The sequence below is a fragment of the Streptomyces sp. HM190 genome (assembly GCF_009857135.1).
GTDB lineage: Bacteria > Actinomycetota > Actinomycetes > Streptomycetales > Streptomycetaceae > Streptomyces > Streptomyces heilongjiangensis.
The window spans coordinates 1,513,595-1,529,299 of record NZ_CP047318.1 but is presented as its reverse complement, the minus strand read 5'-3'; the positions used below and the strand labels follow the sequence as shown (position 1 = coordinate 1,529,299).

The 15,705-nt window shown below is 72.7% G+C and carries 13 protein-coding genes; 9 read left to right on the top strand and 4 right to left on the bottom strand.

Annotated elements, in window-relative coordinates; translation table 11 throughout:
• Positions 1 to 188 precede the first annotated feature (188 nt).
• Positions 189 to 926, bottom strand: coding sequence for a hypothetical protein (locus GSY65_RS06150; protein WP_159766345.1), 738 nt, complete (start codon positions 924 to 926; stop codon positions 189 to 191).
• Between the two features lie 155 nt (positions 927 to 1,081).
• The gene (locus tag GSY65_RS06145; RefSeq protein WP_159766344.1) at positions 1,082 to 1,756 is read right to left on the bottom strand and encodes a lysophospholipid acyltransferase family protein; all 675 of its coding nucleotides are present in this window, start codon (positions 1,754 to 1,756) and stop codon (positions 1,082 to 1,084) included.
• Between the two features lie 330 nt (positions 1,757 to 2,086).
• Here GSY65_RS06145 and GSY65_RS06140 point away from each other — a divergent pair, with 330 nt between their 5' ends.
• From GSY65_RS06140 to GSY65_RS06130, 3 genes are all read left to right on the top strand, one after another.
• The gene (locus tag GSY65_RS06140) at positions 2,087 to 3,280 is read left to right on the top strand and encodes a glycerophosphodiester phosphodiesterase (protein WP_159766343.1); all 1,194 of its coding nucleotides are present in this window, start codon (positions 2,087 to 2,089) and stop codon (positions 3,278 to 3,280) included.
• A 130-nt stretch (positions 3,281 to 3,410) separates the two neighbouring features.
• Complete coding sequence (locus GSY65_RS06135; RefSeq protein ID WP_159766342.1) at positions 3,411 to 3,917, top strand: RNA polymerase sigma factor; 507 nt, start codon at positions 3,411 to 3,413, stop codon at positions 3,915 to 3,917.
• A gap of 45 nt (positions 3,918 to 3,962) precedes the next feature.
• Complete coding sequence (locus GSY65_RS06130; RefSeq protein ID WP_159766341.1) at positions 3,963 to 4,460, top strand: GNAT family N-acetyltransferase; 498 nt, start codon at positions 3,963 to 3,965, stop codon at positions 4,458 to 4,460.
• Between the two features lie 82 nt (positions 4,461 to 4,542).
• On the opposite strand, the gene GSY65_RS06125 is transcribed toward GSY65_RS06130, so the two are convergent.
• Together GSY65_RS06125 and GSY65_RS06120 are read right to left on the bottom strand one after the other, a co-directional pair.
• A complete protein-coding gene (locus GSY65_RS06125) occupies positions 4,543 to 4,917 on the bottom strand; it encodes a hypothetical protein (RefSeq protein WP_236580183.1) in 375 nt (124 codons plus the stop codon).
• A 124-nt stretch (positions 4,918 to 5,041) separates the two neighbouring features.
• On the bottom strand, positions 5,042 to 5,401 hold the full coding sequence (locus GSY65_RS06120; protein ID WP_159766340.1) for a hypothetical protein: 360 nt from the start codon (positions 5,399 to 5,401) through the stop codon (positions 5,042 to 5,044).
• Positions 5,402 to 5,890: 489 nt separating this feature from the next.
• On the opposite strand from GSY65_RS06120, the gene GSY65_RS06115 reads away from it, so the two are divergent.
• The 6 genes from GSY65_RS06115 to cobT all read left to right on the top strand — a co-directional run bounded on the left by GSY65_RS06115 (position 5,891) and on the right by cobT (position 15,426).
• The gene (locus GSY65_RS06115; protein ID WP_159766339.1) at positions 5,891 to 6,934 is read left to right on the top strand and encodes a methionine ABC transporter ATP-binding protein; all 1,044 of its coding nucleotides are present in this window, start codon (positions 5,891 to 5,893) and stop codon (positions 6,932 to 6,934) included.
• Positions 6,931 to 7,662: a methionine ABC transporter permease gene (locus GSY65_RS06110; RefSeq protein ID WP_159766338.1), complete on the top strand. Its 732-nt coding sequence runs from the start codon at positions 6,931 to 6,933 to the stop codon at positions 7,660 to 7,662. The genes GSY65_RS06115 and GSY65_RS06110 overlap by 4 nt, the downstream gene beginning before the upstream one ends.
• A gap of 84 nt (positions 7,663 to 7,746) precedes the next feature.
• Complete coding sequence (locus GSY65_RS06105) at positions 7,747 to 8,580, top strand: MetQ/NlpA family ABC transporter substrate-binding protein (RefSeq protein ID WP_159766337.1); 834 nt, start codon at positions 7,747 to 7,749, stop codon at positions 8,578 to 8,580.
• 158 nt (positions 8,581 to 8,738) lie between these two features.
• The gene (locus GSY65_RS06100) at positions 8,739 to 9,377 is read left to right on the top strand and encodes a GNAT family N-acetyltransferase (RefSeq protein WP_159766336.1); all 639 of its coding nucleotides are present in this window, start codon (positions 8,739 to 8,741) and stop codon (positions 9,375 to 9,377) included.
• A 122-nt stretch (positions 9,378 to 9,499) separates the two neighbouring features.
• Positions 9,500 to 10,708 (top strand): precorrin-6y C5,15-methyltransferase (decarboxylating) subunit CbiE, encoded by a 1,209-nt coding sequence (gene cbiE, locus GSY65_RS06095; protein ID WP_159766335.1) that lies wholly within the window; start codon positions 9,500 to 9,502, stop codon positions 10,706 to 10,708.
• A 347-nt stretch (positions 10,709 to 11,055) separates the two neighbouring features.
• Complete coding sequence (gene cobT, locus GSY65_RS06090; protein WP_159766334.1) at positions 11,056 to 15,426, top strand: nicotinate-nucleotide--dimethylbenzimidazole phosphoribosyltransferase; 4,371 nt, start codon at positions 11,056 to 11,058, stop codon at positions 15,424 to 15,426.
• Positions 15,427 to 15,705 lie beyond the last annotated feature (279 nt).

Below are 15,705 nucleotides of genomic sequence, written 5' to 3'. Positions count from 1 at the left end.
TACATCCCGTACGAGGACGTGCGCCCGGCACGCCGAGAGCACGCACCAAACGCCGCTCCTCGACGGGCAAAACGGCACCTGCCGCGGCACTAGTGCCGTGCCGGGCGTCGCGAGCTGGTGAACCTTTCCGGTCACGGCACCAGACCGGCGCGGCCCCCGGGCCCCGCCTGGGGCCGCGGACCGGTCGCTCATCGCGGGCGCATGAGGGCGAGGTCCGCGCCCCACGCGTCCAGCACGTCACCGAGCCCGGCGTCCCGCGCCACCGCCTCGACGCCGGCGAAGAGCCGCCGCTGCGGGGCCACGTCGCCGGTCGCCGCGACACGTCCCACGGCGTCCAGCAACCCGGCGGTGTCCCAGCCCGGCAGCGGGTGCCGGACGAGTTCCCACTCCAGGTACTTGTTGTACGGGCGGGGCCGACGGTCGAGTGCGAAGAGCAGTTCGAGGAGGAACCGCACGCTGTCGGCGGCGTCGAGCCGCGCGGCGAGCGCCTGGCCGTCCCGGTGGTTCTTGACCGAGCGGTAGAGGGAGTTGGCGTAGGCGTCGAGCCACTCGCCGGCGGCCCGGAACGCCTCGGCGGCCTCCAGTCGCGCCTTGGCGGCGAGGATCCGGGCGATGCCTCCGTCGAGGCGGTCGAGCACGACGCGTGCGCGGGCCAGGGCGTAGCGCTCGAAACCGGGCATGCCCGCCGCCCGGAACGCGTCGAGGGAGAGGACGACGAGGTCCAGCTCGGGCGTGCGGTGGCCCGCGAACCAGGTGAGACCGGTCCTCGCCCCGTCGGCGAGGACCACGTACAGGTCGTGGTCGGACTGCTCGGTGCTCATGCCGTCATGGGCCCGTGAGCCCTTGAGGACGAGACCGACGACGGCCGGATCGGCGGTGGCGAGACGGACGAAGGCGTCGTAGGTGAGCGGCTGCTGCGCGGTCATGGCGCGGATCTCCGGTGGTGTGACGACGGGTATGCCCGAGGGCGGCCCCGTCCGGGAGCCGCCCCGCATCGTCCGCGGCAGCGCACACGGCTGCCGCCCGGAGGATCAACGCACACGGAGACCCTAGCGCCCGGCCGGGCGCCAGGGCTCGCGGATTACGCCGCTTCCTTCGCCTTGGAGGCGTACATGTCCACGTACTCCTGGCCCGACAGCCGCATGACCTCGGTCATCACCGAGTCGGTCACGGCCCGCAGCACATAGCGGTCCCGGTCCATGCCCTCGTACCGGGAGAACTCCATCGCCTCACCGAAGCGCACGGTCACCCGGTGCGGCCGGGGCAGACCCGCGCCGCCCGGCTGGATCTTGTCCGTGCCGATCATGGCGAACGGCACGACCGGCGCGCCGGTCATCAGGGTCAGCCGGGCGATGCCCGTACGGCCCCGGTAGAGGCGCCCGTCGGGCGACCTCGTGCCCTCGGGGTAGATGCCGAACACCTTGCCCTCGTCGAGGACGCGCCGCCCGGTCATCAGGGCGGCGACACCGCCGCGTCCGCCGTCGCGGTCGACGGGGATCATGCCGACGCCGGTGAAGAACCATGCCATCAGCCGCCCCTTGAGGCCCTTGCCGGTGACGTACTCGTCCTTGCCGATGAAGAAGACCTGCCGGTCGCAGACCAGCGGCAGGATCATCGAGTCGATGAAGGTCAGATGGTTGCCGGCGAGGATCACCGGGCCGTCCCCCGGAATGTGCTCCGCACCCTCCACCCGGGGGCGGAACATCAGGCGCATGATCGGTCCGAGCACTGCCTTGATGAGCGCGAAGCGGGACAACGGGCCCTCCCATGTCTAGCGTTCCGGAACAAGTCTGTGCAGGTGAGGACGATACTCCCGCGTACCGGGCCCGCGCACGCCGGGTTCACCGAGTGGATACGCACTGTTGACATACCTTTACCTGCGGTATCGCCCGGATGGCGGGTCGTCACGGCCCCGGAACATGTGACGGACGTCGCGCCCCCCGTCCGACGCTCCGTCACATTCCGCCACTCGTACGACACGAGGCATCACCCGTGTGTTCGGTCCCAGGTCTCCCGACGGTCACCTCGCGGCACCTACGATCAACCCGGTTCGACAGGTGCAGGGGACACGGTGGGAGGAGCCGGCATGGGGACGCAGGAGTCGCGTCAGTCGCAGAACCCGAACGGGCAGGGGCGCGCAACGGGCAGGCGGACGCTGCTCGGGGCAGCGGTGCTCGGCGCGGGCGGAGCCGTCCTCGGGCTGCCGGGCACGGCGGGGGCCGAGGAGGCGAAGGCCGCAGGCACGTCGTCGCACGGCGACTACCGCGGCCTGCCGGTGCCGACGATCATCGCCCACCGCGGGGCCAGCGGCTACCGCCCGGAGCACACACTCGGCTCGTACCAGCTGGCCCTCGACATGGGTGCGCACGTCATCGAACAGGACCTCGTGCCCACCAAGGACGGCCACCTGGTGTGCCGTCACGAGAACGACATCACCGGCACCACCGACGTGGCGTCCCACGCCGAGTTCGCCGGCCGGAAGACCACGAAGGTCGTCGACGGCGTCTCCTACACCGGCTGGTTCACCGAGGACTTCACCCTCGCCGAGCTGAAGACCCTGCGCGCCAAGGAGCGCATCCCCGGCACCCGGCAGGAGAACACGCTCTACGACGGCCGCTGGGAGGTCCCCACCTTCGAGGAGGTCCTGCGCTGGGCCGAGAAGGAGGGCAGGAAGCGCGGCCGGCGGATCTGGCTGCACGTCGAGACCAAGCACCCCACCTACTTCCGCAAGCTGGGCCTCGGCCTGGAGGAGCCGCTCGCCCGGCTGCTGCGCAAGTACGACCGCCACCGGAAGAACTCGCCGGTCTTCCTCCAGTCGTTCGAGCCGAGCAGCATCCAGCGCCTCAACCGCCTGGTGGACAGCCCTCTCGTCGTCCTGCTGTCCGGCGCCGCCACCCGCCCCTGGGACTTCGTCGAGGCCGGTGACCCGCGCACCGTCGCCGACCTGGTCAAGCCGGAGGGCCTGGCCTGGATCGCCTCCTACGCCAACGGCATCGGTCCCACCCTCGACCTGATCATCCCGCGCGACTCCGGCGGCCGGCTCACCACGCCGACCACCCTCGTCGCGGACGCGCACGCCAAGGGCCTGATCCTGCACCCCTACACCATGCGCAACGAGAACACCTTCCTGCCCGCCGAGTTCCGCAGGGGCACCGACGCCAACGCCTACGGCGACGCATTCGGCGCGTTCAAGGTGTACTTCGAGACCGGCATCGACGGCATCTTCACCGACAACGCGGACACGGGCCTGCTGGCCCACGCGGACTTCGTCGGCGACTGACCCGCGCCCCCATGCCCCCGCGCCTCCCTCCCGAGGCACCCCGCGTCAACGGATCGGGCGCATGCCCCGATGGGGGTGACACCCCGCCGCCCCGGCAACCCACCGCCGGGGCGGCGGCGTCCCGGCGCATATGACACCCGACATGCTCACCACCCTCCGCCCCCTGCTCGTCGCGGAGGCGTCGGCCGAGGCGTACGCCGCCGGCGCCGAGGCGGGGGACCTGGAGCAGGCGGTCTGGCTGCGTCTGCTGGAACGGCTCGACGCCGACGGCCCGCCCACCGATCCCGAGAGCTGGCTGCGCAGCGCCGTCCGCTTCGAGGCGCGCCTCAGCCGCCGGACGGCCAGGGTCGAACGGCCGTATGAGGCGGAGCCCGTCGACGCCCATGCCCCCGGTCCCGAACAGCAGGCGCTCACCGCCGCCCGCCGCCGGGCCCTGCATGCCGCCGTCCGCCGGCTTCCCGGGCGCTGCCCCCGGCTGCTCGCGGCCCTGCTCTCACCGCACGACCTCACCTATCGCGAGATCGCGGGCGAGTTGGGTATCTCACAGGGCAGTCTCGGCCCGGAACGTTCCAGATGCCTGGGATGTCTCCGGCGAATGCTGACGACGGAGGTTGCGGCACGCGAACCGCGGGGATAGGAGTGGGGGACAACAGGTGAGCAGGTGAGCGGGAGGCGTGCACACATGGGCATGAGCGTGACCATCTCGGTGGCGACCGAGCAGGACGCCGAGCAGATCTTCAGGCTGCAGTACCTGTGCTTCCAGAGCGAGGCGGCGCTGTACGGCAACTACCGCATCGATCCGCTCGTCCAGAGCCTCGACTCGGTCCGCGCGGAGGTCGCCTCGGACTGTGTGTTCGTGGCCCGCCTCGGTGACGAGGTGGTCGGCTCGGTACGCGGCGCCCTCGACGAGGACGGCGCCGCCGCCATCGGCAAACTCTGTGTCCACCCCCGGCTCCAGGGCCACGGCATCGGCGCCCGCCTGCTCCGCGCGGCCGAGTCGGCGCTCGCGGAGGAGCGCGGCGCCACCAAGTTCCGCCTCAGTGCCGGTCACCGCAGCGAGGGCAGCCTCCGGCTGTACCGCCGCGTGGGCTACGAGGCGGTCGGCACCAGCCAGGGACGCGACGGCGTACCGATGGTGATCCTGGAGAAGCCGGCCCAGGCGTACGCCGCCACGGCCTGACACACGCCCCGCCGAAGGGCGTGGCGTACCGCTGCCCCGGACGGCGCCGAGCCGTCCGGCACGCCGAGCCGCCTGACACTCGTCAGGCGGCGTCCTTCTGCCGCGCGCTCTTGCGCAGCCAGTACATCGCGGTGATCGGCAGGATCACCGGGATGAACAGATAGCCGATCCCGTAGTCCGACCACACCGTCTTGTCCGGGAACGCCGACGGCTCGACCAGCGTCCACGTCCCCACGACCAGCACACCCGCCAGCTCGACGGCGCAGCACACCCGCGCCGCCTTCCGGGCGAACTCCCCGCCCCGCACCAGCGAGTACGTGATGAACCCGTACACCAGGCCCGCGACCGCGGAGAGCGAGTAGGCGAGCGGCGCGTGCTCGAACTCGGTGGAGATCTGGACGGCGGACCGCGACACCGCGCCGACGACCATCACGCCGTACAGCCAGACGAGCAGCATCCCGGGCCCGCCGATGAGACGGGTCCGCTTCTTCTCCCGCGGCGCGTCGTCCCGCTCCCGCGGCGCGTCGTTCTGCCGCGGGGTGTCGTCCGTGCCGTGCGGGGCGCCGTCCGTGGTCGTCACCTCAGCCTCCCCAGATGTCGTAGAGCCGTACCTGCAGCACCGCGAGCACCACACCGCCGGCCGCGACGGTCACGCTGCCCCATCGGGTGCGCTCCGCCAGGGACATGAACCCCGCCACCGGAACGCAGGCGAACGAGCCGAGCAGATAGGAGACGAAGATCGTGGTGCCCTGCTCGGGCTTCTCGCCGCGGGCCAGCAGCACGATCCCGACCACCAGCTGCACCAGGGTCAGCGCCGTCACCACGGCCATCCCGATGAAGTGCCAGTCCTTGGTCGGCTGGTCCCGGTACGCGGCCCAGCCGCACCACGCGGCGAGCAGAAGCGCGGCGACGGCGGTCGCCACCGTCAGGGCAACAAGCATGCCGCGACCCTATTACGGCGGAAAACACCCGCCGCGCCCGGCCCCGGGCGAGAACGCGCCCCCGCCGGGCGTCGTGGCCTTCACCACAGTCACCGGCGCCCAGAGAGTGGACGGCACGCCTCTGACCTGCTGCTCCGCCGCCCTGCGCTGTCCACGATACGGACAGCCGTCTCTCGCCCCGGGGATACGTCTGCTTTACTGCTCTCATGACCACGACGAGCTGCCGCATCTGTGCGACCGAGGCGACCATGACGCCCGGTGCTCGTTGTATGTGTCGAATGTGCGCCTTCTAGAGGGCCCCCGCACCACCCCCTGAGTCATGGGGGTGCCCCCGCTCGAGCGAAGCCGAGAGTGGGGGAGCCCCGAAGCGAGCAGCTGTGGCACGTCCGTACGCCGAACGCCGTACGTGACCTCCATGCCCCGCGCACACCTTTGTCTCCCGTACCCGGGCACATCCACGCCCGCGTACTCGACAGTGATGGAAACCCAGTGATCACCACATCGGGCCTCACCAAGGTCTACCGCGGCCGTGGCCGCGAGGTCACCGCCCTCGACGGAGTCGACCTGCACGTACGCGAGGGCGAGGTGTACGGCGTCATCGGCCAGTCCGGCGCCGGCAAGTCCTCGCTGATCCGCTGCGTCAACCTCCTCGAACGCCCCACCTCCGGCACCGTCACGGTCGCCGGTCAGGACCTCACCGCCCTCGCGGGCCGCGGGCCCCGCGCCGGCCGGGAGCTGCGCCGGGCGCGCAGCCGCATCGGCATGGTCTTCCAGCACTTCAACCTGCTTTCCACGCGCACCGTCCAGGACAACGTCGAACTGCCGCTGGAGATCCTCGGCACCTCCGGCAAGGAGCGCTCCCGCAAGGCGCTGGAACTGCTCGACCTCGTCGGCCTCGCCGACAAGGCCAGGGCGTACCCGGCCCAGCTCTCCGGCGGTCAGAAGCAGCGCGTCGGCATCGCCCGCGCGCTGGCCGGCGATCCCGAGGTGCTCCTCTCCGACGAGGCCACCAGCGCCCTCGACCCCGAGACGACCCGCTCGATCCTGACGCTGCTGCGCGACCTCAACCGGCAGCTGGGTCTGACCGTCCTGCTCATCACGCACGAGATGGACGTCGTCAAGTCCATCTGCGACTCGGCCGCGCTCATGGAGAAGGGACGCGTCGTCGAGTCCGGCACCGTCAGCGAACTCCTCGCCACCCCCGGCTCCGAACTGGCCTCCGCCCTCTTCCCCGTCACCGGCGAGACGTCCGGCGCCGACCGCACCGTCCTCGACGTCACCTTCCAGGGCGAGGCGGCCACCCGGCCGGTCATCTCGCAGCTGTCCCGCACCTACAACATCGACATCTCGATCCTCGGCGCCGCCATCGACACCGTCGGCGGGCTCCAGATCGGCCGGATGCGCATCGAACTGCCCGGCCGCTACGAGGACAACGTCGTACCCATCGGGTTCCTGCGCGAGCAGGGCCTGCAGATCGACGTTGTCGGCCGTACCGGCCCCGAGGCCGTGCTCGCGAAGGAGGCTGCCAAGTGAACTGGACCGAGATGCGGCCCCTGCTGGAGCAGGCCTGTGGGGACACCTTCTACATGGTCGGCTGGTCCACGCTGATCGCGGTCGTCGGCGGACTACCGCTCGGTCTGCTGCTCGTCCTCACCGAGCGCGGCGGGCTGCTGCAGAACGTCCTCGCCAACAAGGTCGTCGGGCAGGTCGTGAACATCGCCCGCTCCATGCCCTTCATCATCCTCATGGTCGCCCTGATGGGCTTCACCCGCTGGGTCACCGGTTCCACCATCGGCCGTGACGCGGCGATCGTGCCGCTCGCCATCGGCGCCATCCCCTTCTTCGCGCGCCTGGTCGAGACCGCCGTCCGCGAAGTGGACCACGGGCTCGTCGAAGCCGTGCAGGCCATGGGCGGCACCACCTGGACCGTCGTCCGCAAGGTCCTCGTCCCGGAGGCCCTGCCCTCGCTGATCTCCTCGGCGACCACCACCGTCGTCGCCCTCATCGGCTACTCCGCCATGGCCGGCACCGTCGGCGCGGGCGGCCTCGGCGACATCGCCATCCGGTACGGCTACCAGCGCTTCGAGACCGACCTCATGTGGATCACCGTGGCGGTCCTGGCCGTGGTCATCTCCGTCATCCAGTTCGCCGGCGACTACGCGGCCCGCGCCCTGCACCGCCGCGGCGGCCGCTCGGGAGCCGCCCCGAGGCTCCGGCTGCTGAAGGCCGAGGCCGCCGCCCCCGAGGTCACCAAGGTCTGACCTCCGCGCACCTCTCCCGGCACCCGCAGACTTCCCGTCCCACCCACGACGGGACAGCTCCACCCAAAAGGAAAGGCACTTTTCGTGCGTAACACCGTCAAGCTCACCACCGCCGTCCTCGCCGCCGGAGCCCTCGCCCTCGGGCTCACCGCCTGCGGCTCCGGCGCGGCCGACACCGCGTCCGACACCAGCGGACCGCTGGTCGTCGCCGCCAGCCCCACCCCGCACGCGGAGATCCTCACCTTCGTCAAGGACAACCTGGCGAAGAAGGCCGGGCTGGACCTGGAGGTCAAGGAGTTCACCGACTACGTCCTGCCGAACACGGCCACCGAGGACGGCTCCGTGGACGCCAACTACTTCCAGAACCAGCCCTACCTCGACGACTTCAACAAGAAGCAGGGCACCCACATCGTGCCCGTCGTCACCGTGCACCTGGAGCCGCTCGGCCTCTACTCCGACAAGGTCAAGAGCAAGGACGACCTGAAGACGGGCGCCACCGTCGCCGTCCCCAACGACACCGTCAACGAGGCGCGGGCCCTCAAGCTGCTCGACGCCGCCGGCATCATCACGCTCAAGGACGGCGCCGACAACGCGGCGACCCCCGCCGACATCGCCGACAACCCCAAGAAGCTGAAGTTCAAGGAGCTGGAGGCGGCACAGACCCCGCGTTCCCTGGAGGACGTCGACGCGGCCGTCATCAACGGCAACTACGCCCTCGACGCCGACCTGTCGCCCGCCGACGACGCCCTCGCCCTGGAACCCGCCAAGGACAACCCGAACGGCAACTTCCTCGCCGTGAAGGAGGGCAACGAGGACGACCCGCGCGTGAAGAAGCTCGCGAAGCTCCTCACCTCCCCCGAGGTGAAGAAGTTCATCGAGGAGAAGTGGAGCAACGGCTCGGTCATCCCGTCCTTCTGAGCCGTCCCGCCGGATCGGCGGCACGTATACGGCGTATCGCCACGCATGGGGTCCGCTCCCTCACAGGGAGTGGGCCCCGTGGTGCGATTCAGTGCTTTCATGCTGCATGCTGGGCAGTTCAGCAGCCCCCAACGGTTTCGAAGGTTACGGAGCGGCGCATGACGAGCACCTTTCCCGACATCTCCATCAGCACGGAGCGGTTGGTCCTGCGCCCGTTCGACGAGGACGACGTCCAGGCGCTCACCGAGATGATGAACGACGAGCAGGTGATGGCCTGGACCGACGTCCAGCAGCCCTTCACCGAGGCCGGCGCCCGCACCTGGATCACCGAGCACGCCCCCGCCGAACGCACCTCAGGCCGTGGTCTCGACCTCGCCGTCACCGAGTTCCTCACCCAGCGCCTCGTCGGCGTCATCCAGCTGACCGGCACGGACTGGCACGTCCGGTCCACCGAACTCTCGTACGTCGTCGCCCCCTGGGCGCGGGGCGAGGGCTACGCCTCCGAAGCCGCCCTCGCCACCGCCCAATGGCTGTTCCGCGAGCAGAAGTTCGAACGGATCGAGCTGCGCACCGCTGCCGACAACACCGCCTCCCAGCAGGTCGCGCAGAAGATCGGCTGTATCAGCGAAGGCGTCCTGCGCAACGCCTGCATAGCGCGCGCCCGCACCCCCGAGGACGGCTGGACCGAGGTCCGCACCGACTACATCGTGTGGAGCCTCCTCCCGGAGGACATCGAGGGCGTCAGCGAGGAACTGGCCGACAGCGGCGGTTTCGGCGCGTACTCGGACTGGAACTGAACGACCCTCGGGCGCAAGGCCGCCGCCCGGCCACCGGACCCCGCCCCGTCACCAGGTACGCTCACGGGACCCCGTGCGGGCTTCCCTGACGAGCTGCGAAAACCCTCTGGAGACTGACGACGATGGCCGACCGGGTCACGGTGATCGGCTGGGACGGCTCCCCCCTGACCGCCGCGGCGCGCTCCGCCCTCGCCGCCGCCACACTCGTCGCCGGCGCCGCCCACCATCTGGCCCTGCCCGAAGTGCCCCCGGCCGCCGAACGCATCCGGCTCGGCAGCGTCGCCCTCGCCGCCCGCCGCATCGCCGCCCACCGCGGCACCGCCGTGGTCCTCGCCGACGGCGATCCCGGTTTCTTCGGAGTCGTCCGCACGCTCCGAGCCCCCGAGTTCGGCCTGGAGGTCGAGGTCGTCCCCGGTGTGTCCTCGGTGGCCGCCGCCTTCGCCCGCGCCGGAATGCCCTGGGACGACGCACAGGTGGTCGTCGCGCACCGCCGTACGCTCAGGCGCGCCGTGAACGTCTGCCGCGCCCACGCCAAGGTCGCCGTCCTCACCTCGCCCGGCGCCGGCCCCGCCGAACTCGGCCTGCTCCTCGAAGGAGTGCACCGCACCTTCGTGATCTGCGAGGAACTCGGCACCGACCGCGAACGCGTCACCGTCGTCACCTCCGACAAGGCCGCCGACCACACCTGGCGCGACCCCAACCTCGTCATCGTCATCGGCCCCACGGGCACCGGTGAGGACGGCGGCTGGATCGCCGGCCGCGACCCGAGCGCCGGACCCCGCGGCTGGTCCCTGCCCGACGACGTCTACGGCGGCGGTCTGGGCGAAGGGGAGGGCGAACTGCTGCGCTCGGCCCAACTGGCCCGCCTCGGACCGCGCGTGGGCGACCTCGTGTGGGACATCGGCTGCGGCAGCGGGGCCTTCGCCACCGAGGCGGCCCGCTGCGGTGCCGGTGTCATCGCCGTCGACCGGGACCCCGAGGCATGCGGCCGTACGACCCTCGCCGCCCGCCGCTTCGGCGTGCAACTCCAAGTGGTCCACGGCATCGCCCCGCACATCCTGGAGAACCTCCCCGAACCCGACGTCGTCCGCGTCGGCGGCGGGGGAGCGGCGGTGGTCTCCGCCGTCGCCGACCGGCGCCCGAGGCGCATCGTCACCCACGCCCTCACCCGGCCCGCCGCCGAGCGCGTCGGACGCGACCTGAGCGAGCACGGATACGACGTCCGGTGCGAGTTCGTCCAGTCCGTCGAACTCGACACGAGGGCCTGGACGGAGCGCGAACGGAGCGTCGCGTTCCTGCTCAGCGGGACTTTGCCCGATCGTTCCCAGTGATCCGGTTGTCGTACCGGCGCGGTAGGCTGGCCGACTGTCGTACCGCACTCCGGCACCCGACACTTCGTCGGTCAATGTCCGGAAAGCGCGCCCGTTTTGAGGGCGTGTGTGGTACGGCGGTACCGGAGGGCGCGCAACGTGGCGCAGTCCACAGCGGACCGTCGCCGATCAAGCTGTCGCGATGGCGGGACGACCGCGACAATGGCCATCGAATGGCTTTGTCGACTTGCAGGTGGGTCGTCACGTGCCGCTGGGCACGCACGCTCGTTCTCCATGTGTGGAACGGTCGGTGCGCCGTTCCGGGCCAGCTGGCACAGAGGCACTAACCGATGGGCGAGGGGTTACGCATGACCGACACCGGCCAGGTCCCGGGCGAGGGGCAGCCGGAGAGCGCAGGCATGGTGGAACAGCCGGGCGTCGCCGCGCCGGGCGCGTACACCTACCTCTCCGAGACCCCCGTCGAGGACGACGAGCTGCTGCTGCCGGGCGCCCAGGGCGCATGGGGCAACGAAGTGCCGCCACCCGCCCCCGAACCCGTCGTCCAGGTCGTGCACGAGCCCGGCCCGCACGAGACGGCCGGCCGGGACAGCGGCTCGATCGACCTCGGAGCCGTACGCCACCCTGTCGCGACCCCGGTCCCGCAGCCGCCGGTGGCCCGTCGGCCGCTGCACCTCGGCCCGCCCACCCCGGACGCCTCCGCCAGCCCGGTCCGCTCCCTCGCCGACCGCGGCCCCGCCGGCGCCCCCGTCCCGCCCGCCGCCGTACGCCACTCCGGCCCGCCCACCACCGGACCCGAATACCTCGACGTGCCCCCGCAGGGTGTGGCTCCCTGGAGCGCCCCCGTGTCCGCGGCCGTGGCGGCCCCGCCCGCGCAGGCCGCCCGGGGGCAGGCTGCAGAAACGGTCGTTCCGCAGGAGGCGCCGCCCGTCGCCGTCGTCGCCGAGACGCCACAGGTGCCGGAGTCCGCGCAGGTCACACAGGCCGAGCAGGACCCCGAGGCCCTCCATGACGCCCAGGACGCGGCCTACGCGCAGGCCCAGGAAGCCGCGGTCGCCCAGTTCGCCACCGGCCATGTGCAGGTCACGGAGGCCGTCGCCCCGGCCACCGCCCCGCAGCCCGCCGAGGCACCGGTCGTTCCCGAGGCCACCGAGGCCCAGCCGGTCGGTGAGGCTCAGCCGGTCGAGGCGGTGGCGGTCCCGGAGGCCGCCGAAGCCCAGATCCCCGGGGAGGCCGCCGAGTCCCAGCCGGTCGCCGTGGCCCAGACCGTCGTGGAGGAGGCGCCCGCCGCCGAGCCGGTGACGGGCGCCAACGTCGCCGACGCCCAGCCGGTGGCGGAGCCCGCGTCCGACGGCTCGCAGAGCCCGGAGTCCGCGGAGACGGCCCCGGACGCGCAGGCGCCGGAGGAGGGCGCGGCCGTCGCTCCGGGGGCTCCCGAGCCGCCCGCCACCGGGACCCCCACCGAGTCGGCCCTCGACGCCCTCGTCGCCCGCGAGGCCCAGGTGCCGGAGGCCACGCCGTTCCCGCCCGCCGCGGAGGGTCCGGAGCCCATCCAGGCCCAGGTGCCCGCGGACGCCCAGGACGTCTCCCCGGTTCCGCAGCAGAACGAGGACGCCGCCCTGCCGGCCGACGCCCCCGTCCCGCCGCAGGCCGACGCCGCGCCCGTTGCCCCCGAGGCACAGCCGGCGCCCGAGGCCGCGGTCGACGAGACGGCAGCCCCCGTCGAGGAGCAGCCGGCGCCCGCCGCCGAGGACGGGCAGCCCGCGGCCGGCGCCTCGGCCGAGCCCGCCGCCGGTGAGGCTCCGCCCGCCGAGGACAGGCAATCGCTGCCCGAGGCTCCGAATGCCGTAGCCGCCCAGGACGCCCAGCAACCTGGGGAGCCGCAGGAAGGGCCGGAGCCGCAGGCCGCCGAGACTCCTGCCGCGGAGCCCGCGGAGCCGCAGGCGGCCGGCGGCGCTGAACCGGTCGCCGCCGAGGCCGCAGCCGCAGAGGCCCAGCCGACCGAGCCCGCCCCGGCGGAGTCCGCCCCGGCCGAGCCGCGGGCCCCCGCCGGTGAGGAGACCGCCGCCGACGAGCCCGTCGCTGAGGAAGCCGTCACCGAGGAGGCGCCGACCTCGAAGCCGGAGCCGGAGCAGCCGCAGCCCTCCCCGCAGGGCCCCGAGGCCCCCGAGCCCGGCGCCCCCGCCGCGGACTTTGCCGAGCAGACCCCCCAGGCACCCGAGAACGCCGCCTCTCCGGCGCGGGTCGCCGACATGCCCGTGGCGGCGCAGGCGCCGGACCAGCCCGGCGACGCCGTTCCCGCCGAGCCCGTCGCGACCGCCGAGGAGCCGCCCGCCGGTGAGGCCGCCGTCGCGCAGCCCGCCGAGCCGGTCGACTCCCCGGGCCCCGGGGCCCTCGCACAGCCCGCCGAGCCGGTCGCCGCCGACGTCGTGGCCGCCGAGGCCCCCGCGACCGTGACGGGCTCCCCGCTCGACGCGCCCCAGGGCGCCGTCCTCCAGCCCTCGGCGGCCTCCCCGACCGGTGTTGCACCCGCGGACGCGGCCCTGGGGGCCGGGACCGAGCCGCCGCGGCCGATGGGTGAGTTCGTGCCGGTGGAAGGCTCGGTGCCGACCACCCCGCCCCTCGCTCCGACACCGCCCCAGGGCATGGTCGTACCGCCGCCCGCCGACGACCGGTCGGTGCCCGCCGCCGCGGCGCCCGGCGAGACCGCTGACGAGGCACCGGAGCAGGAGTCGGCGGCGGAACCCCTCGCCCCCGTTCCCGCCCCCCGCGACCCCGAGGCCGGGGTCGAGACGATCGTCGAACCGCAGCCGGTCGCCACCGCGGCCGAGGCGCAGCCCGACGTCGTCCAGAACGCGGAGGACCTGGACACCAGGGCCGCCGACCAGGAGGACGGCGAGGAGGCCGAGACAGTGGAAGCAGCCGACGCGAGCGTGCCCCCGGCGGACGAGGCGTCCGAAGAGGCGGACGCGGGGCAGCAGCCCGCCGGCCCGGCCGCGCCGCCCTACGACGACGCCGAGCGCGAGGCCGTCCTCAAGGTCATGCGCGAGCGCCGCGACATCCGCAACGGCTTCCGCAGCGACCCCATCCCGCACGACGTACTGCTCCGTGTCCTGGAGGCCGCCCACACGGCACCGTCCGTGGGCCACTCCCAGCCGTGGGACTTCGTCGTCATCCGCTCCGCCGAGACCCGCCGCACCATGCACGAACTGGCCCAGCGCCAGCGCGAGGCCTACGCCAAGTCGCTGCCGAAGGGCCGGGCGAAGCAGTTCAAGGAACTGAAGATCGAGGCCATCCTCGACACCCCGGTGAACATCGTGGTCACCGCCGACCCGACGCGCGGCGGCCGGCACACCCTGGGCCGCCACACCCAGCCGCAGATGGCCCCGTACTCCTCGGCCCTCGCCGTCGAGAACCTGTGGCTCGCCGCCCGCGCCGAGGGCCTCGGCGTCGGCTGGGTCAGCTTCTTCGACGAGCGCGAGATGGTCCGCGCCCTCGGCCTGCCCGAGCACCTGGAGGTCGTGGCCTACCTGTGCGTCGGGTACGTCGACGAGTTCCCGGAGGAACCCGAGCTGATGCAGGCGGGCTGGGCCAAGCGCCGCCCGCTGTCCTGGGTCGTCCACGAGGAGACGTACGGCCGCCGCGCCCTGCCCGGGGCCGAGCCGCACGACCTGCTCGCCGAGACCGTCGCCGGGATCCGCCCGCTCGACGCCAAGGCGCTCGGCGAGGCGTGGGAGCGGCAGAAGCGCATGACCAAGCCGGCCGGCGCGCTCGGCATGCTGGAGATCATCTCCGCGCAGTTGTCGGGCCTGTCCCGCCAGTGCCCGCCGCCCATCCCGGAGCCCGCAGCCGTCGCGATCTTCGCCGGCGACCACGGCGTCCACGCCCAGGGCGTGACCCCCTGGCCGCAGGAGGTCACCGGTCAGATGGTGGCCAACTTCCTCGGCGGGGGAGCGGTCTGCAACGCCTTCGCCAACCAGGTGGGCGCCGAGGTCTGCGTCGTGGACGTGGGTGTGGCGAGCGACCTCCCGGCGACCCCCGGTCTGCTGCCGCGCAAGGTGCGCGCCGGAACGTCCGACATGACCACCGGTCCCGCGATGACCCGCGAGGAGGCCAAGAAGGCCATCGAGGTCGGCATCGAGACGGCCCGCGATCTGGTCGCCGCCGGGAACAAGGCCCTCCTCACGGGTGAGATGGGCATCGCCAACACCACGGCGTCCGCCGCGCTCATCTCGGTCTTCACGGGAGCCGACCCCGCCGAGGTCACCGGCCGGGGCACCGGGATCAACGACGAGACCCTCGCCCGCAAGACCGACGTCGTCCGCCGGGCCATCGAGCTGCACCAGCCGGATCCGGCCGACCCCATCGGTGTCCTGGCCGCGATCGGCGGCTTCGAACACGCCGCGATCGTCGGTCTCCTCCTCGGCGGCGCATCCCTGCGCACGCCGGTGATCCTCGACGGCGTCAGCGCCGGCGCCGCCGCCCTGGTCGCCCGCGCCATCGCCCCCGAGGTCCTCGCCGCGTGCATCGCGGGCCACCGCAGCGCCGAACCCGGCCATGTGGCGGCCCTGAAGAAGCTCGGTCTCCGGCCCCTGGTCGACCTCGACCTCCGCCTCGGCGAGGGCACCGGCGCCCTCCTGGCCCTGCCGGTCGTCCAGAGCGCGGCGAGGGCGATGCACGAGGTGGCGACCTTCGACTCGGCGGGCGTCACCGAGAAGTAGAGGCGCCGGAGACGCAGGAGTGCCAGAGACGCAGGAATGGCGCCAGAGAAGAAGCGGGGCCGCCACCGAGAGACAGTGGTGTCACCGAGAGAGAGTGGTGTCACCGAGAAGCCGAGGGGAAGCGGGCGGCGGAGACCTTCGCCCCTGCCCCTGCCGCCGGGGCTGACCGGAAACGGGCGGGGGCGGGGAGACAAATCCCACCCCGCCCCCGCCACACCCTCGTCCGCGCCTTAAAATCCGCACGTCAGGGGCCGCTCCAACGCCGCAGGGGCTCCGTCC